This window comes from Comamonas sp. DB36 (assembly GCF_057914905.1).
In genome coordinates this window covers 528,028-551,883 of the sequence record NZ_CP196633.1, presented here as the reverse complement: position 1 = coordinate 551,883, position 23,856 = coordinate 528,028, and the positions used below count along the sequence as shown (strand labels likewise).

General features: G+C 62.8%; 20 protein-coding genes and 1 pseudogene. 5 read left to right on the top strand and 16 right to left on the bottom strand.

Annotated elements, in window-relative coordinates; all coding sequences use genetic code 11:
• Positions 1-9 precede the first annotated feature (9 nt).
• Both ACSVDO_RS26775 and ACSVDO_RS26770 read right to left on the bottom strand, forming a co-directional pair.
• Positions 10-1,470: a chemotaxis protein CheW gene (locus tag ACSVDO_RS26775; RefSeq protein WP_489597642.1), complete on the bottom strand. Its 1,461-nt coding sequence runs from the start codon at positions 1,468-1,470 to the stop codon at positions 10-12.
• Positions 1,467-3,197, bottom strand: a complete 1,731-nt coding sequence (locus tag ACSVDO_RS26770) for a methyl-accepting chemotaxis protein (RefSeq protein ID WP_489597641.1) — start codon at positions 3,195-3,197, stop codon at positions 1,467-1,469. Before ACSVDO_RS26770 ends, ACSVDO_RS26775 begins: the two co-directional genes overlap by 4 nt.
• A 271-nt stretch (positions 3,198-3,468) precedes the next feature.
• On the opposite strand from ACSVDO_RS26770, the gene ACSVDO_RS26765 reads away from it, so the two are divergent.
• Positions 3,469-4,281, top strand: a complete 813-nt coding sequence (locus ACSVDO_RS26765; protein ID WP_489597904.1) for an EAL domain-containing protein — start codon at positions 3,469-3,471, stop codon at positions 4,279-4,281.
• A 315-nt stretch (positions 4,282-4,596) separates the two neighbouring features.
• On the opposite strand, the pseudogene ACSVDO_RS26760 reads toward ACSVDO_RS26765, so the two are convergent.
• Positions 4,597-4,728, bottom strand: a pseudogene (locus ACSVDO_RS26760) (IS3 family transposase); the annotation flags it as partial.
• Positions 4,729-5,050: 322 nt separating this feature from the next.
• On the opposite strand from ACSVDO_RS26760, the gene ACSVDO_RS26755 reads away from it, so the two are divergent.
• From ACSVDO_RS26755 to ACSVDO_RS26740, 4 genes are all read left to right on the top strand, one after another.
• The gene (locus ACSVDO_RS26755) at positions 5,051-6,091 is read left to right on the top strand and encodes a porin (RefSeq protein ID WP_489597640.1); all 1,041 of its coding nucleotides are present in this window, start codon (positions 5,051-5,053) and stop codon (positions 6,089-6,091) included.
• Between the two features lie 115 nt (positions 6,092-6,206).
• Positions 6,207-6,605 carry a carboxymuconolactone decarboxylase family protein gene (locus ACSVDO_RS26750; RefSeq protein ID WP_489597639.1) on the top strand — a complete coding sequence of 133 codons (399 nt, stop codon included), beginning with the start codon at positions 6,207-6,209 and terminating at the stop codon, positions 6,603-6,605.
• A gap of 24 nt (positions 6,606-6,629) precedes the next feature.
• Positions 6,630-7,592 (top strand): SMP-30/gluconolactonase/LRE family protein, encoded by a 963-nt coding sequence (locus ACSVDO_RS26745; RefSeq protein ID WP_489597638.1) that lies wholly within the window; start codon positions 6,630-6,632, stop codon positions 7,590-7,592.
• Between the two features lie 99 nt (positions 7,593-7,691).
• Positions 7,692-8,660 (top strand): Bug family tripartite tricarboxylate transporter substrate binding protein, encoded by a 969-nt coding sequence (locus ACSVDO_RS26740; RefSeq protein WP_489597637.1) that lies wholly within the window; start codon positions 7,692-7,694, stop codon positions 8,658-8,660.
• 49 nt (positions 8,661-8,709) lie between these two features.
• Here ACSVDO_RS26740 and ACSVDO_RS26735 read toward each other — a convergent pair whose 3' ends face one another.
• The 13 genes from ACSVDO_RS26735 to ACSVDO_RS26675 all read right to left on the bottom strand — a co-directional run bounded on the left by ACSVDO_RS26735 (position 8,710) and on the right by ACSVDO_RS26675 (position 23,841).
• A complete protein-coding gene (locus tag ACSVDO_RS26735; protein WP_489597636.1) occupies positions 8,710-9,840 on the bottom strand; it encodes a zinc-binding dehydrogenase in 1,131 nt (376 codons plus the stop codon).
• Positions 9,841-9,857: 17 nt separating this feature from the next.
• On the bottom strand, positions 9,858-11,342 hold the full coding sequence (locus ACSVDO_RS26730) for an aldehyde dehydrogenase family protein (RefSeq protein ID WP_489597635.1): 1,485 nt from the start codon (positions 11,340-11,342) through the stop codon (positions 9,858-9,860).
• Positions 11,343-11,365: 23 nt separating this feature from the next.
• Positions 11,366-12,319, bottom strand: a complete 954-nt coding sequence (locus ACSVDO_RS26725; protein ID WP_489597634.1) for a Bug family tripartite tricarboxylate transporter substrate binding protein — start codon at positions 12,317-12,319, stop codon at positions 11,366-11,368.
• A gap of 336 nt (positions 12,320-12,655) precedes the next feature.
• Complete coding sequence (locus ACSVDO_RS26720) at positions 12,656-13,468, bottom strand: IclR family transcriptional regulator (RefSeq protein WP_489597633.1); 813 nt, start codon at positions 13,466-13,468, stop codon at positions 12,656-12,658.
• 479 nt (positions 13,469-13,947) lie between these two features.
• Positions 13,948-14,865 carry a LysR family transcriptional regulator gene (locus ACSVDO_RS26715; protein ID WP_489597632.1) on the bottom strand — a complete coding sequence of 306 codons (918 nt, stop codon included), beginning with the start codon at positions 14,863-14,865 and terminating at the stop codon, positions 13,948-13,950.
• A complete protein-coding gene (locus ACSVDO_RS26710) occupies positions 14,862-15,443 on the bottom strand; it encodes a DUF2889 domain-containing protein (protein WP_489597631.1) in 582 nt (193 codons plus the stop codon). Before ACSVDO_RS26710 ends, ACSVDO_RS26715 begins: the two co-directional genes overlap by 4 nt.
• An 11-nt stretch (positions 15,444-15,454) precedes the next feature.
• A complete protein-coding gene (locus tag ACSVDO_RS26705) occupies positions 15,455-16,246 on the bottom strand; it encodes a crotonase/enoyl-CoA hydratase family protein (protein ID WP_489597630.1) in 792 nt (263 codons plus the stop codon).
• Positions 16,247-16,254: 8 nt separating this feature from the next.
• Complete coding sequence (locus tag ACSVDO_RS26700; RefSeq protein ID WP_489597629.1) at positions 16,255-17,295, bottom strand: NAD(P)-dependent alcohol dehydrogenase; 1,041 nt, start codon at positions 17,293-17,295, stop codon at positions 16,255-16,257.
• Between the two features lie 43 nt (positions 17,296-17,338).
• Entirely contained in the window at positions 17,339-18,298 is a 960-nt protein-coding gene (locus ACSVDO_RS26695) for a Bug family tripartite tricarboxylate transporter substrate binding protein (protein ID WP_489597628.1), read from the bottom strand.
• Between the two features lie 46 nt (positions 18,299-18,344).
• The gene (locus ACSVDO_RS26690; RefSeq protein WP_489597903.1) at positions 18,345-19,760 is read right to left on the bottom strand and encodes an aldehyde dehydrogenase family protein; all 1,416 of its coding nucleotides are present in this window, start codon (positions 19,758-19,760) and stop codon (positions 18,345-18,347) included.
• A gap of 5 nt (positions 19,761-19,765) precedes the next feature.
• Positions 19,766-20,932: an iron-containing alcohol dehydrogenase family protein gene (locus ACSVDO_RS26685; protein ID WP_489597627.1), complete on the bottom strand. Its 1,167-nt coding sequence runs from the start codon at positions 20,930-20,932 to the stop codon at positions 19,766-19,768.
• Positions 20,933-20,939: 7 nt separating this feature from the next.
• Complete coding sequence (locus ACSVDO_RS26680) at positions 20,940-22,454, bottom strand: class I adenylate-forming enzyme family protein (protein ID WP_489597626.1); 1,515 nt, start codon at positions 22,452-22,454, stop codon at positions 20,940-20,942.
• Positions 22,455-22,590: 136 nt separating this feature from the next.
• Positions 22,591-23,841, bottom strand: coding sequence for a CaiB/BaiF CoA transferase family protein (locus tag ACSVDO_RS26675; RefSeq protein WP_489597625.1), 1,251 nt, complete (start codon positions 23,839-23,841; stop codon positions 22,591-22,593).
• Positions 23,842-23,856: the final 15 nt, after the last annotated feature.

The window sequence follows — 23,856 nt, the reverse complement described above, 5'->3', positions numbered from 1 at the left end:
TGCGCTGGCTCAAGCCAACATATAAGCCATCTGCGCCAGATCCATCACCACCAAATTGGCATGGTCCTCGGCACCTTTGGCGTTGATCAGTTCGAACTCTCCCATGGCGCCCATGCGCATGCTGCTGCGACGCGCGCTGCGGGCGGGCAGCCAGTCGGCAAGGCGATGGATGGCGATGCCTATGGGTTCATCCGCATGTCCGCACGCCTGGACAATCACCGCCAGCATGGGCCTGACTTGTTCCGCGGACTTGCCCATGGCGGGGAGGTTGACCAGCCGAATCGTTCGACCACGCCACGCCAAGAAAGACGACTTTCCCGCATGCAAATCGTCTTTGGCTTCGGAGGGCAGTTCAACCACCCCCAAGATGCCATCCACGGCAGAGGCATAGCGTTGACCTGCATCGAACACCAGATAGGGGCAGGGCTCGGTGATGTCCGCCTCCAACGTCTCGTCACGCTGCGGCACATGCAGACTGATCGATGCTTCAGGTGTGAGGGCAAACAGCCGCCGCACGTCAAGCACCTTCAGCTTGCCGCCCTCTGGAAGCAGCGCCACGCCGGCGAGCAGGGGATCGTTGGGGCTGTCGACGATAGACCCGGGTGCGAGATGCAGCACCTGAAGACATTCAGATACTGTCAGTCCGAGCAGCAGGGGGCCTTGACTCAGCAGGACCATCCAGGCCGCAGCACGGCCATCACTGGCTTGGCGGCCTTCGCTGATGTCGACCAGCGCAAGCTTGCGCCCCTCCCACTGGCTGATCGCCCAGCTGCGCTGGTGGCGGCCCAGCACCAGTTCGGTGGCCGGCACGGGCACCACGCGCTCCACGGCCATGGCCGGTATCGCCCAATGCTCCGAACCAATACGGAACACCGCGTAGCGTTGGTCTCCGAGTCCCGGATGCGGGCCCTGGCGCGCGGCAATGCTGGTCAGCGCATCGCTGGCCGGGGCCAGTTGCGCCTGTGTGCACCAGACCTTGCTCAGCAACATGAGGCGTGCGACTTCAAGAATGCACAAGGTCGGGGAATGCGCGCCCGCGGGCACCACCGCTTCAAACAATTCGGCGTCATCCGGTTGATGGTGCACCTTGCGCACATCCTCCAGGCCGACGGTGTTGACACCCAAAACGGCATCCACCCTGACAGCCAGCAAGTTTCCTGCATGCTGCAGCACCATGAGCCTGGGCACAACGCACGAGTCGGTGCATGGCTCCAGGGGGAGCCAGCGCTCCAGGGCGACGATGGGCACCGTGGTGCCATCAATGTCAGCGACTCCGAGCAGGCCGCCAGCGCGGCGCGGCAAGACCGTCAAGCTTTGCGACGGATACGGCACCGCCCGGCGCACCTGATGGATGGGAATGGCGATGTCGCAACTGCCCAGACGCACATGTACGTGAACAAACATTGCGCGGGCCATCTTCGCCGGGGCATCGGGGGAAAGCTGTGTCACATTCTCCATGAACCAGGTCACACCACTTTGCGTGGACTGCCGCTGCCCTGCAGGTCGTCGAGCAGCCTGGCGACATCCTGGGTCGAAAGCTCCTGCTCCTTCGTCGCAGCCCCGATCTCACTGATGGAGCGCGTGGTGTTCTCCACCGCTCCCAGAATGCGTGAGAACGCAGCATCGACCTCCTCGGACAGGCGGCTGCCTTCGGACACCCGGCTGACCGTCTGGTTGATCAGCTTGGCAATTTCGCGCGCCGCCAGCGACGACTTTTCAGCCAGTTTGCGAACTTCATCTGCCACGACGGAAAAGCCCACCCCTTGCTCTCCTGCACGTGCGGCTTCGATGGCGGCATTGAACGCCAGCAAATGGGTCTGGCTGGAAATCTCGCTGATGGTGTCGACGATCTCGTGGATGTCGGACGATGACCGCTCGATGGCAATGATGGCGTCACGCGAGCGGCGCACCAGCTGGCTGCCTTCACCCGCTTCACGCTGCGTCTGCTCAGCGAGCTCCGTCGAGCGCCCGGCGCTGCGCGCCAGCCGCTTGATGGAGTCACTCATTGCATGCAGCACAGCGGTAATGTCCTGCACCTTTTGCGCCACGGCGTGCTCGCGCTGCACCTGGGCGGTGACATCCACCGCATATTTGACGACCTTGTAGGCCCGGCCATCGGCATCGAGAATAGGATTGTAGGTGGCCTGGATCCAAACCTGCGCGCCGTGCTTGCCAATGCGTCGATAGCGCGCGCTCTGGAACTTGCCTTCGCCCAGATCGGCCCAGAAGTCCCTGTACGACTGGCTTTGCGCCAGGCCTGGCTCGCAGAACATGCTGTGGTGCTGCTTGTGGATTTCCGCCAAGGTGTAGCCCATGGTGCGCAGGAAGTTCGGGTTGGCGGCCAACACGTTGCCCTGCATGTCGAACTCGACGACCGCCTGCGAAAGATCAATGGCGTCGATCTTGCCTTTTGTCTCTGAAGCGGACATCAAGTCGTGCGTGATGTCGACCGCGAACTTCACGACCTTGTGCGGTTTTCCCGCGGCATCCAATATGGGGTTGTAGGAGGCCTGAAGCCAGACATCCTTGTTTCCCTTGGCAACACGGCGAAAGCGGCCAGACACGGACTCTGCGCGCCCCAGCCGCTCCCAGAAATCCGCATACTCGCGCGACCCCAAAAACTCCGGCCGGCAGAACATGCTATGGGGCTGGCCCACAATCTCGTCCTTCGCATACCCGAAGGTGTCGAGAAAATTCGCATTGGCGTCCAGAATGCGCCCTTTGAGATCGAATTCGATCACCGCCTGCACTTCATGGATCGCTGCGACCATGCCTTGAGCGGCCGCCTGCTCGGCCCGATGCGCGGTGACATCCTTCGCCAGCTTGAGCACCCCTACCGTACGGCCTTCGGTATCACGTACCGGGCTATATGAAGCCTGCAGCCAGACCTGCCTGCCCGACTTGGTCGAGCGCAAAAAAATCCCCTCGTGCATCCCTCCCTGAATCAGTCCTTGCCAAAGTGCCCGGTAGTCTTCGCTGTTGGTCACCTCGGAGGGGCAGAAAATTCGGTGGTGCTGACCGACGACTTCTTCGGCGGAGTAACCCATCAAGTCCAGGAACAGGCTGTTGGCCCGCACCACCTTGCCCTCAAGGTCGAACTCGATCACGGCTTGTACCTGCTCCAATGCGGCAAGCAATGCCGCCGCACGCACAGCGTCCGCCAGAGCGGAACGGGGAATCTCAGATGTAGTGTTCATGGGAAATGTCTGCCGGTGTGGCCAGAGACAAGCTCGCAGAGCCTGCGGCCAGCAGCGGTCGTAGCCGAGTACGGCTAGCGTGATCGTGCGATGAAGTTGCGATTGCAACAAAATGAAGCTAGTGCTTTGATTATGGGGGAAGGCGGCTCACGCCAACGCGAAATGAACGACGAAGTTTGAACTGTGCGCGGCTGCGGGCCGCACACTGGCCTCAATCCGCGGCCACAGCGGCCGATATCAAAGGTAAGCTCCAAGGATTTTCATGTTCACGATGCATCAGGCTCCAGCCAACTTTGTGCCAATCGATGCCACCCTGGCGAACGGATGCGGCTCCTGCGGCACGGCCGAGCGGCTCGGTATCCCGTTCGAATATGCCTACCAGCCCATCGTCGACGTGGTGGCCCGTAGCAGCTATGCGCACGAAGCCCTGGTGCGCGGACCTGCGGGTGAAGGCGCGCTGTCGGTACTGTCGCAGGTGACAGAGCAAAATCGCTACCGCTTCGACCAGGCTTGCCGCGTGAAGGCCATCAAGACCGCCGCGCAGCTCGGGATGCAGGAGCGGCTGTCGATCAACTTCCTGCCGAACGCGGTCTACAAACCGGAAGTCTGCATCAGGACGACGCTGGAAGCTGCGCGCGTGCACAGCTTTCCCATTGATCGCATAATTTTCGAGGTCACCGAAGGCGAGCGGATCGAAGACGGTCCCTGGCTCGCGACCATTCTTCGGGAGTACAAACGCCAAGGCTTCCTGACCGCCATCGACGATTTCGGCGCAGGGTATGCCGGCCTCACACTGCTGGCCGACTTCACGCCGGACCTCATCAAGCTCGACATGGCGCTGGTGCGCGCAGTGGACACCAGCAAGTCACGCCAGGCGATTGCGCGCGGCATGGTACGCATCTGCCAGGAATTGGGCGTCCAAGTCATCGCGGAAGGTGTGGAAACCGCCGAAGAACGCGACTTCTTCCTGTACGAAGGTGTGACCCTGATGCAGGGATACCTGTTCGCCAAGCCCGCGTTCCGGGCGATCACTTCGGCGACCCCTGTGTCTTTGCCGTTGCCGTTGCAAAGCCAGGGCCTATGATTTCCTGTTCGACGCCTGCGCCTAAGTCCAGCAGATCAAGGCAAATGGCCTGCAGCCATGACCCGGCTTATCTGATATGAATTTCTCTCTCGCAGTCGAAGAGGAAAAAATGGCAGCGGTGCACTCGATTCAGAGATTCCAATTCGTCTGCAGGTGCTCGGCGCCTATGTAGGCGCTGGGGCGCTCAACAGGCGAATTGGGTGAGGATGTCGTCTCTGCAGCCCCGCATGGCGCCAATATCCCGATCGGGCGACCTGCAATACCTTGCATCCCGGCGTCACCCTTTGCGCGCTAGAACCAGTCCAGCAGCGTTTACGGCACGCAGCCGATCTTGGGCGCACTCGATTCCACGCCTGCCCACGGCGAGGGGAATTCCGCGCGGCGCGCCGACATCAGCCGCACTGCGCGTTCACGGACTTCCAAAAAGAACTTGTTGGACTTGTTAATCGCTTCATCATCTCAAGAGTTGAAGCCAGCAAAAAAACTGTGGGACTCAGGCCGCTCAAACGCAAAAGCCGCAACTCGCGTCCACAAAATCGCGATGGACTGGCCATCCCCCCATTTCTAGACTGCATTCAGCGCAACAGACCACACGCTGTTTGCGCTTGCTCCAGTGCAATTGATCCGATCAGGTGATTGAGCACAAGGCATTTCGGTGCAAGCAGGACACAGGCCGATGGATAGGCAGAGATTGCCCCGCAGCGGCCCGGAACGCGGCACCGTTGCACATGCTGATAGTTCTAGCAATAAATAACGGAGACAACAACTCATGAAAAAAATGCCACTGCTGTTGGCCATGGCAGGCGCCGCTGCATTCGCACAAGCCCAGTCGTCCGTCACTCTCACGGGTACCGTGGATGCCGGTCTCAACCGTTCTTCTGGCTCTTTGACAAGCCGTACGCAGATGATGAGCGGAGGCAATGCAACCAGCAAGCTGCTCTTGCGTGGGCACGAGGACCTGGGAGGCGGCATGTACGCGCTGTTTTGGCTGGAGGCAGGGCTGGCTGCGGACAGCGGCATGGGCCAGTCCACCAATACGAACAACCAACCCAGCGGAAATACAACACCTGGAGGGCTGACTTTCAACCGCCGCTCCATTGTCGGCCTGGGTGGCGCGTGGGGGGTGTTGCATCTGGGCAGGGATTGGTCGCCCACCTATGTGATGTACACCAGCAAGTTCGACCCATTTGCATTGGGTGTGGGTCTGGCACTGAACTATTCGGGAGGCATCAACCCGAATCAGCTGCGCGCATCGAACTCGGTGGCGTACCTGTCACCTACGGTGCTCGGCGGCTTAAGCCTGAATGCGCAGCATTGGCGCGGTGAAAACCCCGGTGGCACGGCCACTTCCCAGGATGGCACCGGCAGTGGTGCGCGTCTGAGCTACGACAACGGGCCGTTCAGTGCGGCCGCCGCGCTGCTGAAGACGAATTACGCCGCGGGGGATGCCATCTACCGCGTCGTCGCCACAGCCTATGACTTTGGTGTGGCGCGCGTCTCGTTCAACCTGAACCGGGATCAGCAGGGCCTGCTGCGGCAGGAAGGCTGGATGGCCGGTGTCACCGCGCCCGTGGGCCCGGTGCAACTGCGGGCTAGCTACTCGACGATCCAATCCAACCTGCCGGGAGAGCCGGAGGGTAAAAAGCTGGCGCTTGGCGCAGTCTACAACCTGTCCAAGCGAACCGCGCTTTATGCCACGGTTGCATCCGTTCGCAACCGCGGTGGTGCCAGTTTCGCCTTCAGCGGTGCGACGACAGCGCCGAATCGCAGCGCACGCGGTCTGGATCTGGGACTGCGCCATAACTTCTAGGTATGCCGCTCACGCGCTTCAAGCCGTGAGAGCCCAGCGCAGCGACACCAAGGCTTGCGCTGTGGCCAAGAGAGCTTTTGATCCATTTCCAGGTGATTTGAAAAAGGACAAGACAATGCAAGCCAGTCCCAAGGAAGTTGGCCGCCAGATCATGAACGAACTCATGGGCGAGGGCTATGTGGAAGGCAAGGACAAAAAGGCCAACGCCTTCAGCGCCGTGCTCAACGCCTATTCCGAAGAGGTGTGCTTTGGCCGGATCTGGGCACGCGAAGGGATCGATCGCAAGCTGCGCTCGATTCTCAACATCGCCATGCTGACCGCCTTGAATCGCCCCGTTCAGTTGCGCCACCATATCGACGGAGCCCTCAACAACGGGCTCACCGTCATTGAGCTGCGCGAGATTCTCCTGCAGACCGCGGTCTACTGCGGGCTGCCCGCCGCGGGCGAGGCATTCAAGGCTGCAGAGGAGGTCTTGCGCCGGCGTGGACTGATAGACGAAGAGCGAACTGCTTGAAGCAGTGGCTGCCACGGCACGATCATGAGCACGCTTGGCCACACCAGCGCCACCCGCGGATGGGCGCCGATTCCACCTTCCGAGCAGGACATACCCACGGTGTTGGCAGAGCCGTACTTCAAGGTCGCGGATGCTGCAGTGCCGTTGGAAGGTCCGGCGTTTGACCGCCAGGGCAACCTTCTATTTGTCGACATCTATGCCAGCCGGGTACTGCGTCTAACGACGAAGCTTCAGCTGGAAACGGTCTACGCGGAACCGGGACAGAACTTCTCCGGCGTCGCCGTGCACCAGGACGGCCGAGTATTCGTTGCTGCCGTGGGCCCGCGAAACGGCGCGGGACAGTTCGATGCCGGCACGATCTTCGCGATTGCGCCGGACGGCAGTGCAAGGCAGACGCTGGTGGGGCCGGCTGCGGGCTTTGTCACCAATGACCTGGTCTTCGATCGTCAGGGAGGCTTCTACTTCACCGACTTTCGCGGTTCTTCTACCCAGTCCATCGGCGGCGTCTACTACCTCGCTGCCACCGGCAAGGAGATCAAGCCCGTGCTGTCGGAGATGTGTGGTGCAAATGGCATCGCGCTCAGTCCCGACGAGAGGGTGCTATGGGCCACCGAGTTCAGTGCCTGCAAGCTGCATCGTATCGAGCTCAGCGCTGCAGCCATGGTTGCGCATACCGGCACTTCCGTGCCTTACCGCTTCACCGGACCAGGACCGGACTCCATGCGCACCGACTGCGAGGGCAATGTGTATGTCGCCATGAACCGGCAAGGGCGAGTGCTGGTGTTCAGCCCCTACGGCATTCCGATTGGCCAGATATTGCTGCCGGGCCGCGAAAGAAATCAATTTCTCCGCTGCACCAGCCTCGCCTTGGCGCCCGACTGCCATGAACTGTTCATCGTCTCGAGAGATGAGGTGGGTGGAGGCGGCGCCATGATTTTCAGGGCAGGCGGCTTTGCTGCCGGTGCCAAGCTGTTCTCTCATCAGTAAAGCCGCATGGCAGCGTACAGGTCCATGTGGGCTTTTACCGGCGTGAATGCCGGATTGGGAGTCCGCAGATTCCAAAAGCACTAAAAAGGAGACAAGCCAATGAATGTCACTCGCAGATCGATGTTAGTTGCCGGGGCCGCGGCCGCGCCACTGGCGCAGTCCCTGGCCCAGAGCGCTTACCCCAACCGGCCGATACGGGTGGTTGCTCCCTTCACCGCCGGCGCCGCGGCGGACACACTGTTGAGGAAACTCAACGAGGCGGCTGGCAAGCTGCTGGGCCAGCCTCTCATCGTGGAGAACAAGGCCGGCGCACAAGGCGCCATTGCCGCGCGCCTCGTCGCCAAAGCGCCCAGCGATGGCTACACGCTGATCATGGGGGGCAACTCCTCCCATGCCGCAAATGTACACACCTTAAAGGGTATGGGCTACGACCCGGTCAAGGACTTCACACCCATCAGCCAGATAAGCCTCAACCCACTGATGCTTGTCGTGCCCGCCGAGCTGCCCGTGCGCAGCGTGCAGGAATTCGTGCGCTATGCCAGACAAAGGCCTGGCAAGCTGAACTACGCCACAGGCAATTCGGGAATGCTGGTCGCGGCAAAGTTGCTCACAACGCAGGCTGGCATTGACGCCACGGCAGTGAACTATCCCGGAGCAGCGCCGGCCACTACCGACCTGCTGGCGGGCCGTATCGACTTCATCATGAACGACCCCGCAGTGGCGGCACCGTTCATCAAGAGCGGCCAGTTACGTGCGCTGGGCGTGACGTCCAGGCAGCGCGTGCCGCTGTTTCCAGATGTCGCGCCCATCGCCGAGCAGGGCCTGCCTTCCTACGAGTATGTCTCCTGGTCCGCCATGTTCGCGCCAGCAGGTTTGTCTGTCGATATCACGCGCAAACTCCATCAGGTGTTCGCACAGGTGATGTCGGAGCCGACCATGGAAAAGTTTGCGGCTTCTGCCGGCATGATTGCCCAGCCATCGACGCCTGAGCAACTTCAACTCTATGTCCAGGAACAGATTCGCCTGTGGGAGCGCTGGGCCCAGGAATCGGGTTTGGCGCCGACCTGAGCGAAGCAGCAGGAGGGGGGGCAGCCTGCGCCCCCTGCCTTGGGCGGGCTCAGCCGTGGGGCAGCAGCAGCTGACGCAGCACAGCCCCCTGATCCAGCCGATCGAGACTCAGGTTGAGATCATCGAAGCCCATGGTGCCGCTCATGAGTTTGTCCACCGGCAGCCTTCCCTGGCGGAAGAATTCCAGATACTGCGGGATATCGCGTTCAGGCACACAGCTGCCCATGAGCGAGCCGCGAAACACCTTCTCTTCGGCAACCAAACTGGTATGCGCATACTCGTAGAGTTCGCTCGAAGAGCCCATGCCGATACCGATCACCTCACCTCCCTTGCAGGTAATTGCAATGGCGGTCGCCATCGCGGGCCTGCTGCCGGATATCTCGAAAGCGAAATCGACGCCGCCGCCTGTCAGGTCCTTGATCTGCTGTACCAGATCAGGGTCACGGGCGCAGAGGGTACGCGTGCATCCAAGCTCCCGCGCCAGCGCGAACTTGCTGTCGTTGATGTCGATTCCTATGATCTCCGAAGCGCCCGCGACCTTGGCGGCCATGACCGAGCACAGTCCGACCCCGCCGAGACCAATGACCGCGACATGCTGACCGGCTCGAACCTGGGCGGCGTTGAACACACTGCCTGCGCCGGTGACCACAGCACAACCGAACAGGGCGGCGACTCCCAATGGAATGGAGTGGTCTATCTTCACCAGCGAGCCTGGCACGGTGACCGCATACTGCGCGAACGAGGACACCCCGCTGTGGTGGAACAGCGGCAGACCGCTGCGGCTGAGCGTGCGCCTGCCATTGAGCAGCAATCCCTTGGCCCGGGAAGCACCGACCGCATCGCACAGCACCGGTCGCCTGCCGATGCAGAAGCGACAATGGCCACACCCCGATCCCACGGTCATGACGACATGGTCGCCCGCTGCGAGGGCGGTCACGCCGCGCCCAACCTCGCGCACTATGCCCGCGCCTTCATGGCCCATGACTACAGGCACGGTGCGCTTGCGCAGACCGGCCACCTGAGACAGGTCGGAATGGCACAGTCCGGCAGCGCGCACCTCCACCAAGACCTCCCCTTCGCCAGGCCCTTCAAGTTCGACTTCTTCGATTTTCAGCGGCTGGCTCCGGGCATAGGGGGCAGGCAGTCCCTGTTCGTACATCACGGCGGCAATCATGCGCATGGTCAAGCCTTTCTTCATCAGTTCTCGTTGATCGTCACGGCTTTCTGGTAAAGAAAGCCTTCCACATGCTGGGTGCCGCCTTTCCAGCCATAGCCGCTTTGTTTGTAGCCCCCAAACCCGACGCCGGGGTCGACCAGGCCGTAGCAATTGACCCACACCTGTCCTGCCTGAATGCCGTGGATGAAGCGGGTCGCGGTCTTGAGACTGGCAGTCCACACAGCGCCGCCCAGACCGTACTCCGTGTCGTTGGCGAGCCGCAGAGCCTCGTCGGGCGTATCAAAAGGGATGACCGAAATGACCGGGCCGAAGATCTCTTCCCGCGCAATGCGCATATCGTTGGTGACGTTGCCAAACACGGTGGGCTGTACGAAATAGCCACCCGCGAGCGCGCCCTGCAGCCGCTGGCCACCGCTGCACAGTTGGGCGCCTTCGGCGCTGCCGATGGAGACATAGTCGAGCACACGCTCCATCTGTCGCTTGGAGACGATAGGCCCCAGCGCAACGTCGGGATCCAGCGGGTCGCCGACCTTCAGGGTGTTGCTGAATGCGGCAAGGCGCTCGGTCACCTCGTGCTGGATCTTTCGCTCCACAAACACCCGGGTCCCGGAATAGCAGGTCTGGCCACTGTTGTTGAAGACGCCCATCGCTGCACCCGGAATGGCCTGGTCAAGGTCGGCATCGCCGAAGATGATGTCCGGCGACTTGCCTCCCAGTTCCAGCGCCAGGCGCTTCATGTTGACGGCCGAAGCCTTGATGATTTCGCGTCCTGTGACGGTTGAGCCGGTGAAGGCGATGCGGTCCACATCGGGATGCGCCGCAAGCGCTGCGCCTGCCTCGCCGCCCAGTCCCGTCACCACATTGATCACGCCTTCGGGAACGCCTTCCTCGGTGAGGATCTCCGCCATCCTCAGCACGGTGAGTGAAGCGTCTTCGGCGGGCTTCATCACCACGGTGCAGCCGGTGGCCAATGCGCCGCCAAGAATCCACCATTGGCTGATCAGCGGACCGTTCCACGGAATGATGCCGCCGACCACCCCGACCGGGGCCTTCAGTATCATGGTGGTGTACTTGCCGGGATGCGAATTCGGAACCGTCTGGCCGGCGCAATTCATGGTCTGGCTGGAGAAGAACATGATGGTCTGGAGCATCCGCTCCTTCATCTTCTGCATGCGCGCCAGCGGTGCTCCCATGTCCAGGGTCTCCAGCAATGCGAGCTCGTCCCAACGACGGGCAACGACGTCGTGCACTCTCACCAGCAGCTTTTGCCTCTCGGCTGGAGTGAATCGGCTCCAGGGACCATGAAATGCACGGCGTGCAGCGGCCACGGCCGCATCCACGTCCTCGATGCGCCCGCGTGCCAGACGCGTGATTGCCAGACCGGTGGCCGGGTTGAAGGTTTCAATCGTTTCTCCGCTGAGCGATGCGCGCCATTGGCCATCAATGAAGTGGCGCTGAACGGGGTTTGCCAGGAACTCTGGCTGGGGACGGGTCGATGTGGTCAACGGTGTGTTCCTCTACCAATGCGTTACTCGGGCTGGATGCCGGCTTCGCGTGCCAACTTGATCCAACGGGTGATTTCCTTGTCGATGTGCTTGCCAAATTCCTCCGGCGTGGTCGGCCAGACCACCGAGGCACCGGCGGCGATCTTCGCGACCACTTCCTTTTGCGCCAGCACGGCGTTCAAGGCCGCATTGAGTTTCATGACGACGTCGGCGGGCATTCCCGCTGGTCCGATGAGGCCGGACCAGACCGGAACGGACAGCCCGGGCACGGTCTCCGCGGCCGTGGCAAGCCCGGGCGCCATGGCGTTGCGTTCGGGCAGGTTGATGGCCAGCACCTTGACCTTGCCGCTCTTGGCGTAGTTCAGCGCGGACGCAATATCGGCCAGCGTGCCGTCCACCGTGCCGGCCATGACATCGGTGTAGGCCGTGGTGGTGATCTTGTAGGGTACGGTCAGCAGCTTGATATCGGCCAGCTTGCCCAGTGCCGCGAACTGGAGTTTTGTCAGCGCGGAGTATTCGGCCACGGAGACCTTGCCCGGATGGGCTTTGGCATAGGCGATGAACTCGGGAAAATCCTTGACCGGCAGCGCGCTGCTGACCATGTATCCCTGGAAGGTGTTGTACATCCCGCCAATCGGAGTGAAGTCCTTGCGCGGGTCGTAAGGCAGGTTCTTGAGCACGGCGGGGTTCAACGCCACCGGAGATATGCCGCCCAGCATCAGCGTATGGCCATCGGGCCTGGCGCGCATCAGCTCCTGCACCGCCAACAGGCCATTGGCCCCAGGCTTGTTGTCGATGATCACCGGCCGCTTCATGTGCTCCGCCATAGCTGCCGCAACGACCCGGGTTACCGAGTCGCTCGGTGTTCCCGGACTGAGTGCAATGATGATGCGTATCGTATCGCCCGAAGGTTGCGCATGCACGGCCGACGCGGCCAGCGTCACGGCAGCGCCGATAAGAAATTTTCGCTTGTTCAAGCCTGTCTCCTGCTATTTGTTTTGGGCGGTGTCGGCCGATGGCCGCATCGCATTCAGACAGGTTGATACTTCCGGACTGCCTGTTCGGGGTGGTGGCAGCCGCCGCTCTCGCCTGTCTGATGCCCAGAATAGTCAACGCAAGCCGATATCGTCCATGGCGATATTCAGAACGCGACATCCTGCTTTCTGAATGGCCGTGCGTGCCAAGGCACGCACGGGCCGCTGGCGCTGGCAAGGCGAACGCCGGCCCTGTGGCGCGCGTGCCTTCCCCAGGCAACAGGTGTGCGCTTCGGGAGTTGGCTCAGTTGCGTAGCGCTGCGTGCCCGCTCAAAGCCTTCAGATGACTTCCCGTGGTACGGTGGATAGCTGGGCCCAGGCCTGGGCATTGCGGACCAGGGCCGCCGACAGCTCGGGCAGCCGCGGCTGCATCTCCGCGGTGGGCCCGACCACGGTGATCGACGCCACCACATCGCCGGCACGGTTGCGCACGGTGGTTGCCAGGCCGCAGCGCATGCGCGCAGGATTGAGATTCATCGCCACGTTTGCTCGGGTGATTCCTTCGAGCTCTGCCAGAAAGGTGTCGACCAGCTCCGTCTCCTCCCGCGGCCGGCGTCGCAGATAGAGTTCGCGTTCCGAGGCCGACTTGGCCGCGAGCAGTGCCTTGCCACCGGCAGTGGAAAGCAGGGTGCGACGAATGTTGGAACGCGCCTCGAAGCCCGCCACCGGATCGCTCCCGGCTTCTGCAATGTAGATCAGATGATCTCCCGCCTGCACACCGAGAAACACTGCCAGACCGGTCTCCTCATGCAGTGCGACCAGATCCTGGTGTGTCACGGAGCCGGCACGGATATGGCCGCTGGCAAGCGTCAGTCCATACACCGCGGGACCCAGATAGAAGCGATGCTGGTCCTCGTACAGCCAGCCTTTGGCCAGCAATCCACGGATGAAGCCGTGCACGGAACTCTTGGCCGCGCCCAGGGCGCGAACGAGTTCGGCAAAGGTCATTCCCGGCCGATAGACAACCTCTTCCAGGATTTGTGTCACGCGATCCACCGTACGGTGGTTCTGCGGCTCCGAAGCAGCCCGCGCCCGGGGCGCGCGCTGGGGCGGCACGACTGACTTGCGCTGTATTTGTTGATCTCTGTCCATCGGCTTTGGTGTTCGTCGTGCCCGTTGCGGGCCAGCACATCAGTTTAGGGCATGCCAGACTACAAGCCGCCCGAATGCTCGACTGCGGCAAGCCAATGATAGGGGCGCCCGGGCCGACCCGGACATTTGAAATTCAGGACATGGTGAAGCGAAAAAACCATGGACGGCCACCGCAACCGGGCTGGATGCCTGCGCAACCCATGATGGCTAAGGAGACTGTCACCCTGTCTCCAGGCGCTGCCTGTCATCTCCGGCATCCACAGCCTCTTGTTGCTGTCCAACCACTCCCATCAGCTATCGCCTAAAGTGGCGGCATCGGCCCGCGCCTAAATGCTGCAGGCGGTCAGCCTATCGTTTCGCGGCCCTGATGCGCGCGGGCACTTGGGTCGAGCGAGTCAGCATTGCCAAGCTCTAAGGCCATGGTCTTTTCGCGCCGGCTGCGCAAGCGAAATGCCGTGGGCGACCGCACGCCGGCCGGCTTACTTTCTCGCGGCCGAAGGCTTGCGCTTCATGTCCGGCCAAACTTCGCTGGCGGCATCGACAAAGGCCTTGATCAGCGGGTCGCTGTCGCGCCCGGCCAGGTGGGCAATGAATTGCGGATACTCGGTGCGCGCGATCGGCGACAGCGCCAGATGCCCCTGCGCAACGCCTTGCAAGGCGTATTCCTCACGCATCAGCAGCATGCCGACGCCCGCTTGCACCAGAGCCCGGCCCAGGGCAGAGTTGTCGAAGCGCACCACGCTGTTGAGCTCCAGGCCACGCTCGCCGAACAGACGGTCCAGCATGTAGGCGTAGGCGCGATTGGAGGTGCTGGGCGTGATCCAGGGCAGGGCAGCGAGCTGCGCCCAGTCGGCATTCTCGATCCGGTCTTTCCACGCGACCGGCCCCGCCACCAGGAAATGGATGGTGGTCAGCTGGTAATAGGTCAGGTCGGGGTCCATAGGGCGTCCCAGCAGCATGCCGATATCGAACTCCCCGGTCTTGAGCGCCTGGCGCGTGCCGGCGGAAGCGCGTGCGCAAACGTCGACGGTAATCAAGGGGTGCTGTGAGCGCAGCCCGGACACCACCTCCCCGATGCGGCTGGACAAAGGGTCGCTGCTCGCGCCAATGATGAGATTGCCTTCCGTCTTGCCACGTAAATCCCGAGCAAAAGACGTGAATTCCGCCGCACCATTGAGCAGCGTTTTGGCCTGGCGCAATAGCATTTCTCCGGCGCGCGTGAGCTGCAGGCTGCGGTTGGTGCGCTCGAAGAGCTGCATGTCCAGGCCGTCCTCAATGGCCCGCACATGGGCGCTTGCCGCGGATTGGCTGACGTGCAGCCGCTCCGCCGCGCGCGTGAGGTGCTGCTCCTCAGCCACCGCCACAAAGGTCCGCAACTGAACAAGGTCGATCATCATGTTTTCCCCGCAGTGCTGGCGGTATCAGGCAGCGGCTGATGGAACTGCGGCCAGTGCACCCGCACCAGTTCGCGCGCCGCGCCATACGCATAGCAGCTGTCAATTTTAAGCGGTTTTCCCAAGGCATCCACGCGTTCGGCCCGGGCCCGATGTTCTTCGCTGAGGGACTGGAAGGCGGTCGTGGCCATCGGGATCAACAGCTCCATCAGATGCGTGCAGCTGCTTGCTCCTGCCAGTCGGCTGCGCACCTCCTTGCTCCAGCCGCTGGTCATGCGCAGTCCGACCAGGGACTGCAGGGCACGCCCGCCTTCCGGACACTGTGGGTAGGGGGCGGCCTCGGTAAACGTTTGCACCTGGTGAATGCAAAGAGCCAGGTCGAATACCAGCCGCACTCCCATGTCGTGAATGGGTAGGCCGGCGCCCACGCTCTCGCCGCCGCGCCAGGGCACAAAATCATGCGGCTTGCGGTCGGTGACGCGGCCCTCCAGCTCGAAAAGCCCGTCGCTGCGTTTCCAGCTGCGCATGTCGATGCTGCGCCGGTGCAGCTCCTTTTCGCGCGTTGCCTGAGGCTCGAGCATGTTGCAAGCCCTCAACTGAACTGTGGAGCGCGCTTTTCCAGAAAGGCATTGACCGCCTCGCTGTGGTCAGGGGTCTTGTGGCAAACCGCCTGAAACACGGCCGAAAGTTCCAGAACGCTGTCCAGGCGGGAGTGGATGGCCTCGCGCATCAGCCGCTTGGTCAGCCGTATGCTGTGCGCGGCATTGGCCGCAATGCGCGCCGCCATGGCGCGCGCCGCGGGCATGAGTTCCTCGGGAGGCACCAGGCGAGACACCAGGTTCCATTCCAGCGCCTGCTGCGCACCAATGGTGTCGCCGGTGAATGACATTTCGGCGGCGCGCGACATGCCCACGACGCGCGGCAAAAGCCAGGCCCCGCCGTCGCCGGGAATGATGCCCAGTTTCACGAAACTCTCGGCAAACTTCGCGCTTTCGGAGGCAATGCGGATATCGCACATGCACGCCAGGTCGAGCCCGGCGCCGATAGCGTGACCGTTGACCGCGGCTATCACCGGAACTTCGAGGTTGAACAGGGCCAAGGTCAGGCGCTGGATGCCGCGCCGGTAGTCCTGGCGGATTTCCATCTCGCTGACCTTAGGTGAAGCCTGGCGCTTCATGTCATTGATGTTGCCGCCGGCGCAAAACGAGGGGCCGTTGCCAGTCAGGATGACGCAGCGCACACTGCGATCATCGTGAATGCGTTCGATGGCCGCCAGAAACTCGGGTATCGCGCTGTTGCCGGTCAGCGGATTGCGTTGCTCGGGCTGGTTCATGGTCAAGGTGACAACGGCGCCATCTTGTTCGTAGATCAGAAAATCGGCCATGGAGGTCCTCAAATGGTGGTGTTGTCGATGACGAAGCGAAAGCGCACCTGTCCTGCGAGCAGGCGCCGGTAGGCGTCGTCGATTCCGTCCGCGTGAATCACTTCGACTTCCGCGGCAATGTCGTGCCGGGCACAGAAGTCCAGCATTTCCTGGGTTTGTGCAATGCCTCCGCTGCGCGTACCTGCAATGGAGCGGCGGTTCGTCAACAAGACGGAGGCGCTGATGCGCAGCGGCTGCGAGGGCACGGCCAGGTTGACGTAGACGCCGTCGCGCGCCAGCAAGCCGAGGTAGCGGTCCAGATCGTCGTGGATCGGCACCGTGGAAATGACCAGATCGAAGGCGCTGTCAAGCGCGGTGAACGTGTCGGGGCCGCTACTCAGCCGGTAATCAGCTGCACCCAGACGCAATGCATCCTCGCGTTTGTCCAGAGAAAGATCGAGCACCGTGGTGCGCGCCCCCAGCGCCCTGGCCATTTGCACGCCCACGTGACCCAGTCCACCGAAGCCTATGACCGCGACCTCACTGCCGGGGCCGGCATTCCAGTGGCGCAAGGGCGAATACATGGTGATTCCCGCACACAGCAGCGGCGCAGCCTGGTCCAGTGCCAGCTTGTCGGGAATGGTGACCACAAAACGCTCGTCAACCACGACCTGCTGGCTGTAGCCGCCATCGGTTCGCCTGCCGTCGCGGCCGATGGAGTTGTAGGTCAAGGTGCGGCCGCCGCTGCAGTATTGCTCCAGTCCTGCAACGCAGTTCTCGCAGTTTCCACAGGCATCGACCATATTGCCCACGCCGACCCGGTCGCCCGCCTTAAAGCGCGTCACTTGAGTGCCTATGGAGGCGACCGTTCCAGCGATTTCATGCCCTGGCACGATGGGATAGGTGGTCTTGCCGCGCAGGCTGCGCGCATGCTCCACATCCGAATGGCAGATACCGGCGTAGGCGATATCGATCAGCACATCGCGCGGACCCGGGTCTCTGCGCTCTATGGTGGTCCGCACAAAAGGCGCTTGCGGGCCATGGGTACAGCAAGCTCTTGAGACAATCATTGCGGGCCTTCCTCGCGTCTACGGCCGACTCGGTTGCAAGACATCACTGCGGCTGTATCTTTGCGGCCTGGGCCAGCTTGAGCCAGCGCGCGGTCTCGCTGTCGATGAACGCCTTGAGTTCTTCGGGGCCCATGATCAATGGCGTGGTGCCGTGATTGAAATACTTCTCTACGAGATCCTTTTGCTTTTGCGCCTGCATGACGGCATGGCTGACGCGCAGCACCATTTCCTGCGACATTCCTGGCGGGCCGATCAATGCATTCCAGGAAGCAAAGTCAAAGCCGGGCAAGGTTTCCGAAATGGCTGGCCAGTCCGGGGTGGTCGGGTTGCGCTTGAGCGAAGTGACCGCCAGCGCCCGCAACTGGCCGGCCTTCACCTGTGACTGTGCATTGCCGGGGTCGGTAAGGGTGGCATCAAGCACTCCGCCAATGACATCGGTGATGGTCGCCGGGCTGCCGCGATACGGCACCGGCAGCAGCTCAAGGCCGGCGAGCTGGTTGATGGTGGCAATCTGTGTCTGCACGGCGGTGGTGGAATAGCCCACGCCAACCTTGCCAGGGCGTGCCTTGGCATAGGCGAGGAACTCCTGGAAGCTGCGGATCGGCGAATCCGCCTTGACCATCAGCACGTGGTTGGTGAGGCTGACGCCGGCAATCGGCGTCAGATCCTTGCGCGGGTCATAGCCCATGTTTTTCACCAGGGCGACATTGGCCGCCAGCGGCGAGTTCGAGCCGCACAAAAGCGTGTTGCCGTCGGGCGCCGAGCGCAGCACGTCCATGGTGCCAATGCTGCCGTTACCGCCGGGCTTGTTGTCGACGTAGTAGTTCTGCCCGTTGATTGCCGTCACCATCGGCAAAAGCACCCGGGTCGCGTAGTCGTTGGAGCTGCCTGCGGGCAACGGCACCACCACGCGCACGCCGCGCTGTGAACCCTGGGACCATGAAAGGTCTGCGGGAAGAGCGAGCGCCAGTCCCAGCGCCTTGAGAAAGCCACGTTTTTCCATTTTTGTCTCCAGCTGCTTGTATTTTTAGACCCACCCGCCGGTACGCTCAGCCGAGTACCGACTTGTATTCCATGAATTCCTCTATGCCGAAGCGCCCCCATTCGCGCCCTACGCCCGACAGCTTGAAGCCGCCGTGCGTGCCGCGCTTGTCGAGTGGCGCGCCGTTGATGCGCACGCGGCCCACGCGCAACCGGGCTGCGATGCGCTGGGCATGTGCCACGTCATGGCACCAGACTCCGCCGGCCAGGCCGTACTGTGAATCGTTGGCGATGCGAATGGCATGCTCCTCATCGTCGAAGGGAATAATGACGACCACCGGGCCGAAGATCTCCTCGCGCGCGATACGGCTATGGTTGTCGCCGCAGAAAATCGTCGGGCGAACATACCAGCCGCGCGGCAGGTCGTCGGGCGCCTCCGGGCCACCCGTCAGCATCTGCACGCCTTCTTCCAGCGCCGAGCGAATGAAGTCGCGCACGCGGTCGCGTGCCGCCGACGTCGAGACCGGCCCCAGCGTTGTCGCCTCGTCCAGGGGATCGCCCAGCACGTAGCTCTGCGCTTTTTGCACTGCCAGCTGTTGCGCCTCGTGCAGGCGCTCGCGCGGCACCAGCATGCGCGTCAGGCCGCCGCAGACCTGCCCGGTGTTGCGCAAGGCATCCTGGATGCCGTCCGCCACCGCGCGCTCGAAATCCGAATCCGCCAGAATGATGTTGGGCGACTTTCCGCCCAGCTCCAGATGAACCCTTTTGATCGACTCGGACGCCACCTGCATCACGCGGCGCCCGGATCGCACCGAGCCAGTGACGGACACCATGTCGACAAGAGGATGCGCTGCAATGGCCTCGCCGACCTCTGGTCCTGTGCCGCATACCAGGTTGAACACACCTGCGGGCAGGCCTGCCTCGGCGCACAGCTCTGCAAACACAAAGGCCGTGAGCGGCGCGACTTCCGAGGGCTTGAGTACCACCGTGCAGCCCGCGGCAATCGCCGCGCCGGCCTTGGAGATCACGGAGCGCAGCGGCGCATTCCAGGCGGTGATGGCGCCCACCACGCCCGAGGGCACGCGCTGCACCTGGGTGCTGCCCACGGTTTCCACCCACTGTATCTGCGCCAGTGATTCGGCAATGATTTCCAGTTCTTCCACTGCGCCCTGGGTCTGTGTGATGCGTAGGGCGGAGATCGGATAGCCCAGTTCGCTGACCAACAGCTGGGTGATTTCCTCCGAGCGCGCTTCGGTCATGCGGGCCAGGCGCTGAAAGATGGCACTGCGATCGGTCACCGAGGTCTGCGACCAGGCCGCGAAGGCGCGCACAGCCGCCTGGACGGCCAGATCGACGTCGTGCGCCGTGCCGCGTGGCACGGTGGCAATGGCTTCTTCCGTCGCCGGGTTGACGACGGTAAGCACTTCGCGTCCTGCGGAAGCGATCCATTTGCCATCGATGTAAATTGTGTTGCGCTCCATCATCTCTTTCACCATGCCTCTTCCAGAATCTGTTGCAGTTCGCCTGCGTTGTGCACCGCCCGGGGATTGCCGCGCAGGAACCAGTCGTTCATCGCATGCCCGGCAATGTCGGGCAAGGCTGCGCGCGGCACATTGACATCGCGCAGACGCTGGGGCACGCCGAGGGCGCTGAACATGGCGCCGAGCTTGTCGAGGACCGCGCACAGATCTGCCTGGCCTGGAGTGCGCTGCAGATCGAGCGCTGCTGCCACGTCGGCCATGCCGGCAGGGGCGGCCTCGGCGTTGAAGCGCAGCACGTGCGGCAGCACAATGGCATTGACCATGCCGTTTTCAATATCGTGGCGTGCGCCGATGGCGTGGCCCAGCACCGTGGTGATGCCCGCGGCGGTATGGTCCGTTCCTTGGCCGCACAGGATCGCGGCGAGCACCAGCTGGCCCCGCACCTCGGCGTCATCGGCCTGCGCGGCTTGCTGCAGGTTGCGCCCCAGCAAGCGCAGCGCCTGCATCAGCGCGCCTTGCGCCAGTGCATCCTGCGAGCGCGATGTCAGGCCCTCGATAGCCATCGACAAGGTGTTGATGCCTGCGCTGGCGACCAGTCCACGCGGCGCCGACAGGATCATGTGTGGATCGATGAACACCGCCTGCGCCCGTGTTTTGGGATCGAACATCGCCAGACGCTGGCCGCTGACCGGCTCGAACACCGCGCTGCCGGCCTTGACGGTGGCCGTGGTCGGCGTGGTTGGCACAATGAATTGCGCCAGCTTGGGCGCTGACAGCTTGGGGCTGCGCAGGCTGCCGTCGGCTTCGGTCACCGTGCACAGCTCGGATACCCGCTTGCCTTCGGCCGCCAGGATGCTAGCGGCACGGGCGGTCACTATGGCCGAGCCTCCGCCCACGGCGATCACTGCATCTGCGTCGAGGCGGCGCAACAGCTGGGCGGCGTCCTCGACGGACGCCATCGGGCTGTGGCCCAGGACCTCTGAATAAACGCCGGCACAGCGCTGGCCCAGTGCGGCATTCACGCGTTCGAACAGCGGGCTGCTGGCCAGCCAGTCGCCGCAGACAATGACGGCGCGCTGGCTCTTGATGCGATCGAGCTCTCGGCCCAGATGCAAGAGGCTGTCGGGGCCGTGAAACAGCCGCAGCGGCGGGGTGACGTGCTGAAAGTTTTGCATGCTCATATCAACCTTTGTTCAGCAGTTCGGCGCGCAGATGGGCGCTGATGGCCGCCTTATCCACCTTGCCGGTATGGTTCGTTGCCAGCGGCTCGCGCTGCAGGTGCCAGCGACTGGGCAGCGCGAAGGAGGCGATCCGGCCGCGCAGCTGTTCCTGCAGATATTGGGGCGTGATTGCGCCTTCGGTGACCACCGCGGCCATCACCTCTTCACCCAGATCACGGTGCGGTACACCGAACACCACGGCCTCGGTCACACCTGTGATGTTCAACAGCGCGCGTTCGATGGCCGCCGGAGCGATGTTCTCGCCACCGCGGATGATCATGTCCTTGCAGCGCCCGGTGATCCAGAGATTGCCTTTGTCGTCGAGCTTGCCGAGATCGCCGGTGTGCAGCCAGCCTTCCTTGTCGATGGGCGACTCCTGCAGGCCGAAAAAACCTGACATCTGGGTCGGTGATCGCAGCAGGATCTCCCCGTCAGGCATGCCAGGATGGGGCAGGAAGCGAATCTCCACGCAGGGCAAGGGCTTGCCAGTGGAGCCCAGTTCATCGAGAGCCTCCGCGCCGGCGGCGGCAGTCGCCTGGCCCCCGTTTTCCGTCAGCCCGTAGCCTGTGGGAATGCGCGGGCTGACGCTGGGCAATTGCGTGCGTATGCGCTGCATCAGCTCCGCATGCACCGCCGCGCCGCCAATGCTGATCGACTTCAGGCTGCTGAGGTCGCGGCGCGCAACATCGGGGTGGTCCAGAAGTCGCGTGACCATGGTGGGCACAGCGTTCCAGCGATTGACCTGGTTGCGCTCTATGCACGCCAGGACCTCGGCCGGGTCGTAGCGCCCCATCGACAATACCAAGGTATCGCCCACAACGACGGCGCGCATCAGCGACTGCATGCCGCCGACGTGAAACAGCGGCCCGGAGATCAAGGTCACGTCGCGCGAAGATCCGTCGATCTGCTGCGGCAGCTTGCGCGTGATGTGCAAAGTCATCTGCAGCCGCGCCAGCAGAGCGCGGTGCGAGAGGATGACCGCCTTGGGCTGTCCGGAGGTGCCGGATGTGAAGATGATCAGCGCCGTCTCGTCCTCGGCACGCTCGTCCTGCGGATCCGGCACGGGGGCAACGGCCTGGCTGCCTGTGGAGTCGATGTGCCAGGGACCTTGCGCTGCGCCTGCCGGCAGCTTGGGAGCGCAGCGCTCGTCTGCCAGTGTCATCGCCGGCCGCAATGCGGCGATACCGTCGGCAATCTCATCGGCGCTCCACCAGGCATTGGCCAGAACCGGCACGGCGCCCACCAGAAAGCAGGCCCAAAAGTTGACGACCCATTCGGGGCTGTTCCAGCCGAGGATGAAAACGCGGTCGCCGCGGCGCACTTCCATTGCGCGCAACGCGCTGGCCTTGGCGTGGGCGCATTGATACAGGTCCCTGAAGCTGAGTACGCGGTCTCCCTGAATCAGGTGGGGCCGTGAATCCCAGCGGTGCGCGAACGCGATCAGCTGTTCCACGCGACGTGGACGATCGGTGTACATGCGAAACGGGATTCCGCCTATCGATTCCGTTGCAATTTCCTTGCCCCACGGCCTTGGTGCTGCTGACATTGGTGTCTCCATTACGATGAGGCCGGCGGCATTGCCATGACAAGCAGACACGCACCCCTCATCAGGTTCATGTGCTCTGATAACGATTGAGGATGGCGTTGTCCTGGCCCAGCGCTGGCGCCGGCTTGGCCGGGCACCACTGCCCATCGAACTTGATCGGGATCCTCACGCTGCGTATGGTCCCGGCCGTGCCGGGGTACTCAACATTGGCGATGGCGCCCGGATTGCTTGCCGCTTCCATTTCCAGGGCCTCGCCAAGACTGCGCACCACGCCGCAAGGAATACCCGCTTTGTGTAGCCGCTTGACGATGTCCTCGGACGTGAAGCCCGAGAACACTTCGCTGAGCAAGCCATCGCATGCCTCGCGGTGCGCGACCCGCGACGCCGCGGTGGCGAAGCGCAAGTCTTCTGCCAGTGCGGGACGGTCCATGGCTTCGACGATCTTCTTCCAGGAACTGTCGCTGAAGGTCGACAGCAGGACCTTGCCATCTGAGGACGCATACTGGCCGTATGGCACCACGCCGGGATGGCGCGATCCCATTCGCTTCGGGTTCTCGCCGGTCACGAAGTAGCGCGTGGCGTTGTAGACCGACAGCGACAGCAGCGAGCTCATCATGCTGACTTCCACCAATCCGCCTTTGCCGGTTCGGGAGCGCCGGTGCAAAGCCGCGAGAATGCCGTGTACCGCGAACATGCCCGACGACAAGTCAGCGACGGGAAGACCAAGCTTGCTGGGCGGACTGTCGCTTTCTCCATTCAGGCTCATCACGCCCGACTCCGCCTGGACAATCAGATCGAAGGCGGCGCGCTGGCTTTCGGGGCCGGTAGCGCCAAAACCCGAGATCGAGCAGTACACCAGGCGCGGGTTGATCTTGGAGAGCACCTCGTAGCCGAACCCCAGGCGCTGCGCCACACCCGTGCGGAAGTTCTGTATGAAGACATCGCAGTCCGCAACCATCGCGTGCACGAGCTTCCTGCCTTCCTCCGACTTCAAGTCGACCTCCACCGAGGCCTTGCTGCGGTTGATGGTGGAGTGGTAGAAGCTCACATCGCCTTGCAGTGGTGCTATGTGGCGGGTGTCATCTCCGGCTTCGGGCACTTCCACCTTGATGACCTCTGCGCCCATCTCGGCGAGCAGCAGTGTTGCGTAGGGGCCCGAGAGGTAGCGCGTGAGATCGAGCACCCGCACGCCGCTCAGCGGCAGCGATTCCTCCTCGGATACGCTGCTGTGGTTCATCGATTCAGCGGATGCCGTCGCAGGGCGATCCGCAGACTGCGCTGCATTGAACATGGTGTCGCCGGGTGTGGGCATGGTCATGGCGTTTTCGTGAAT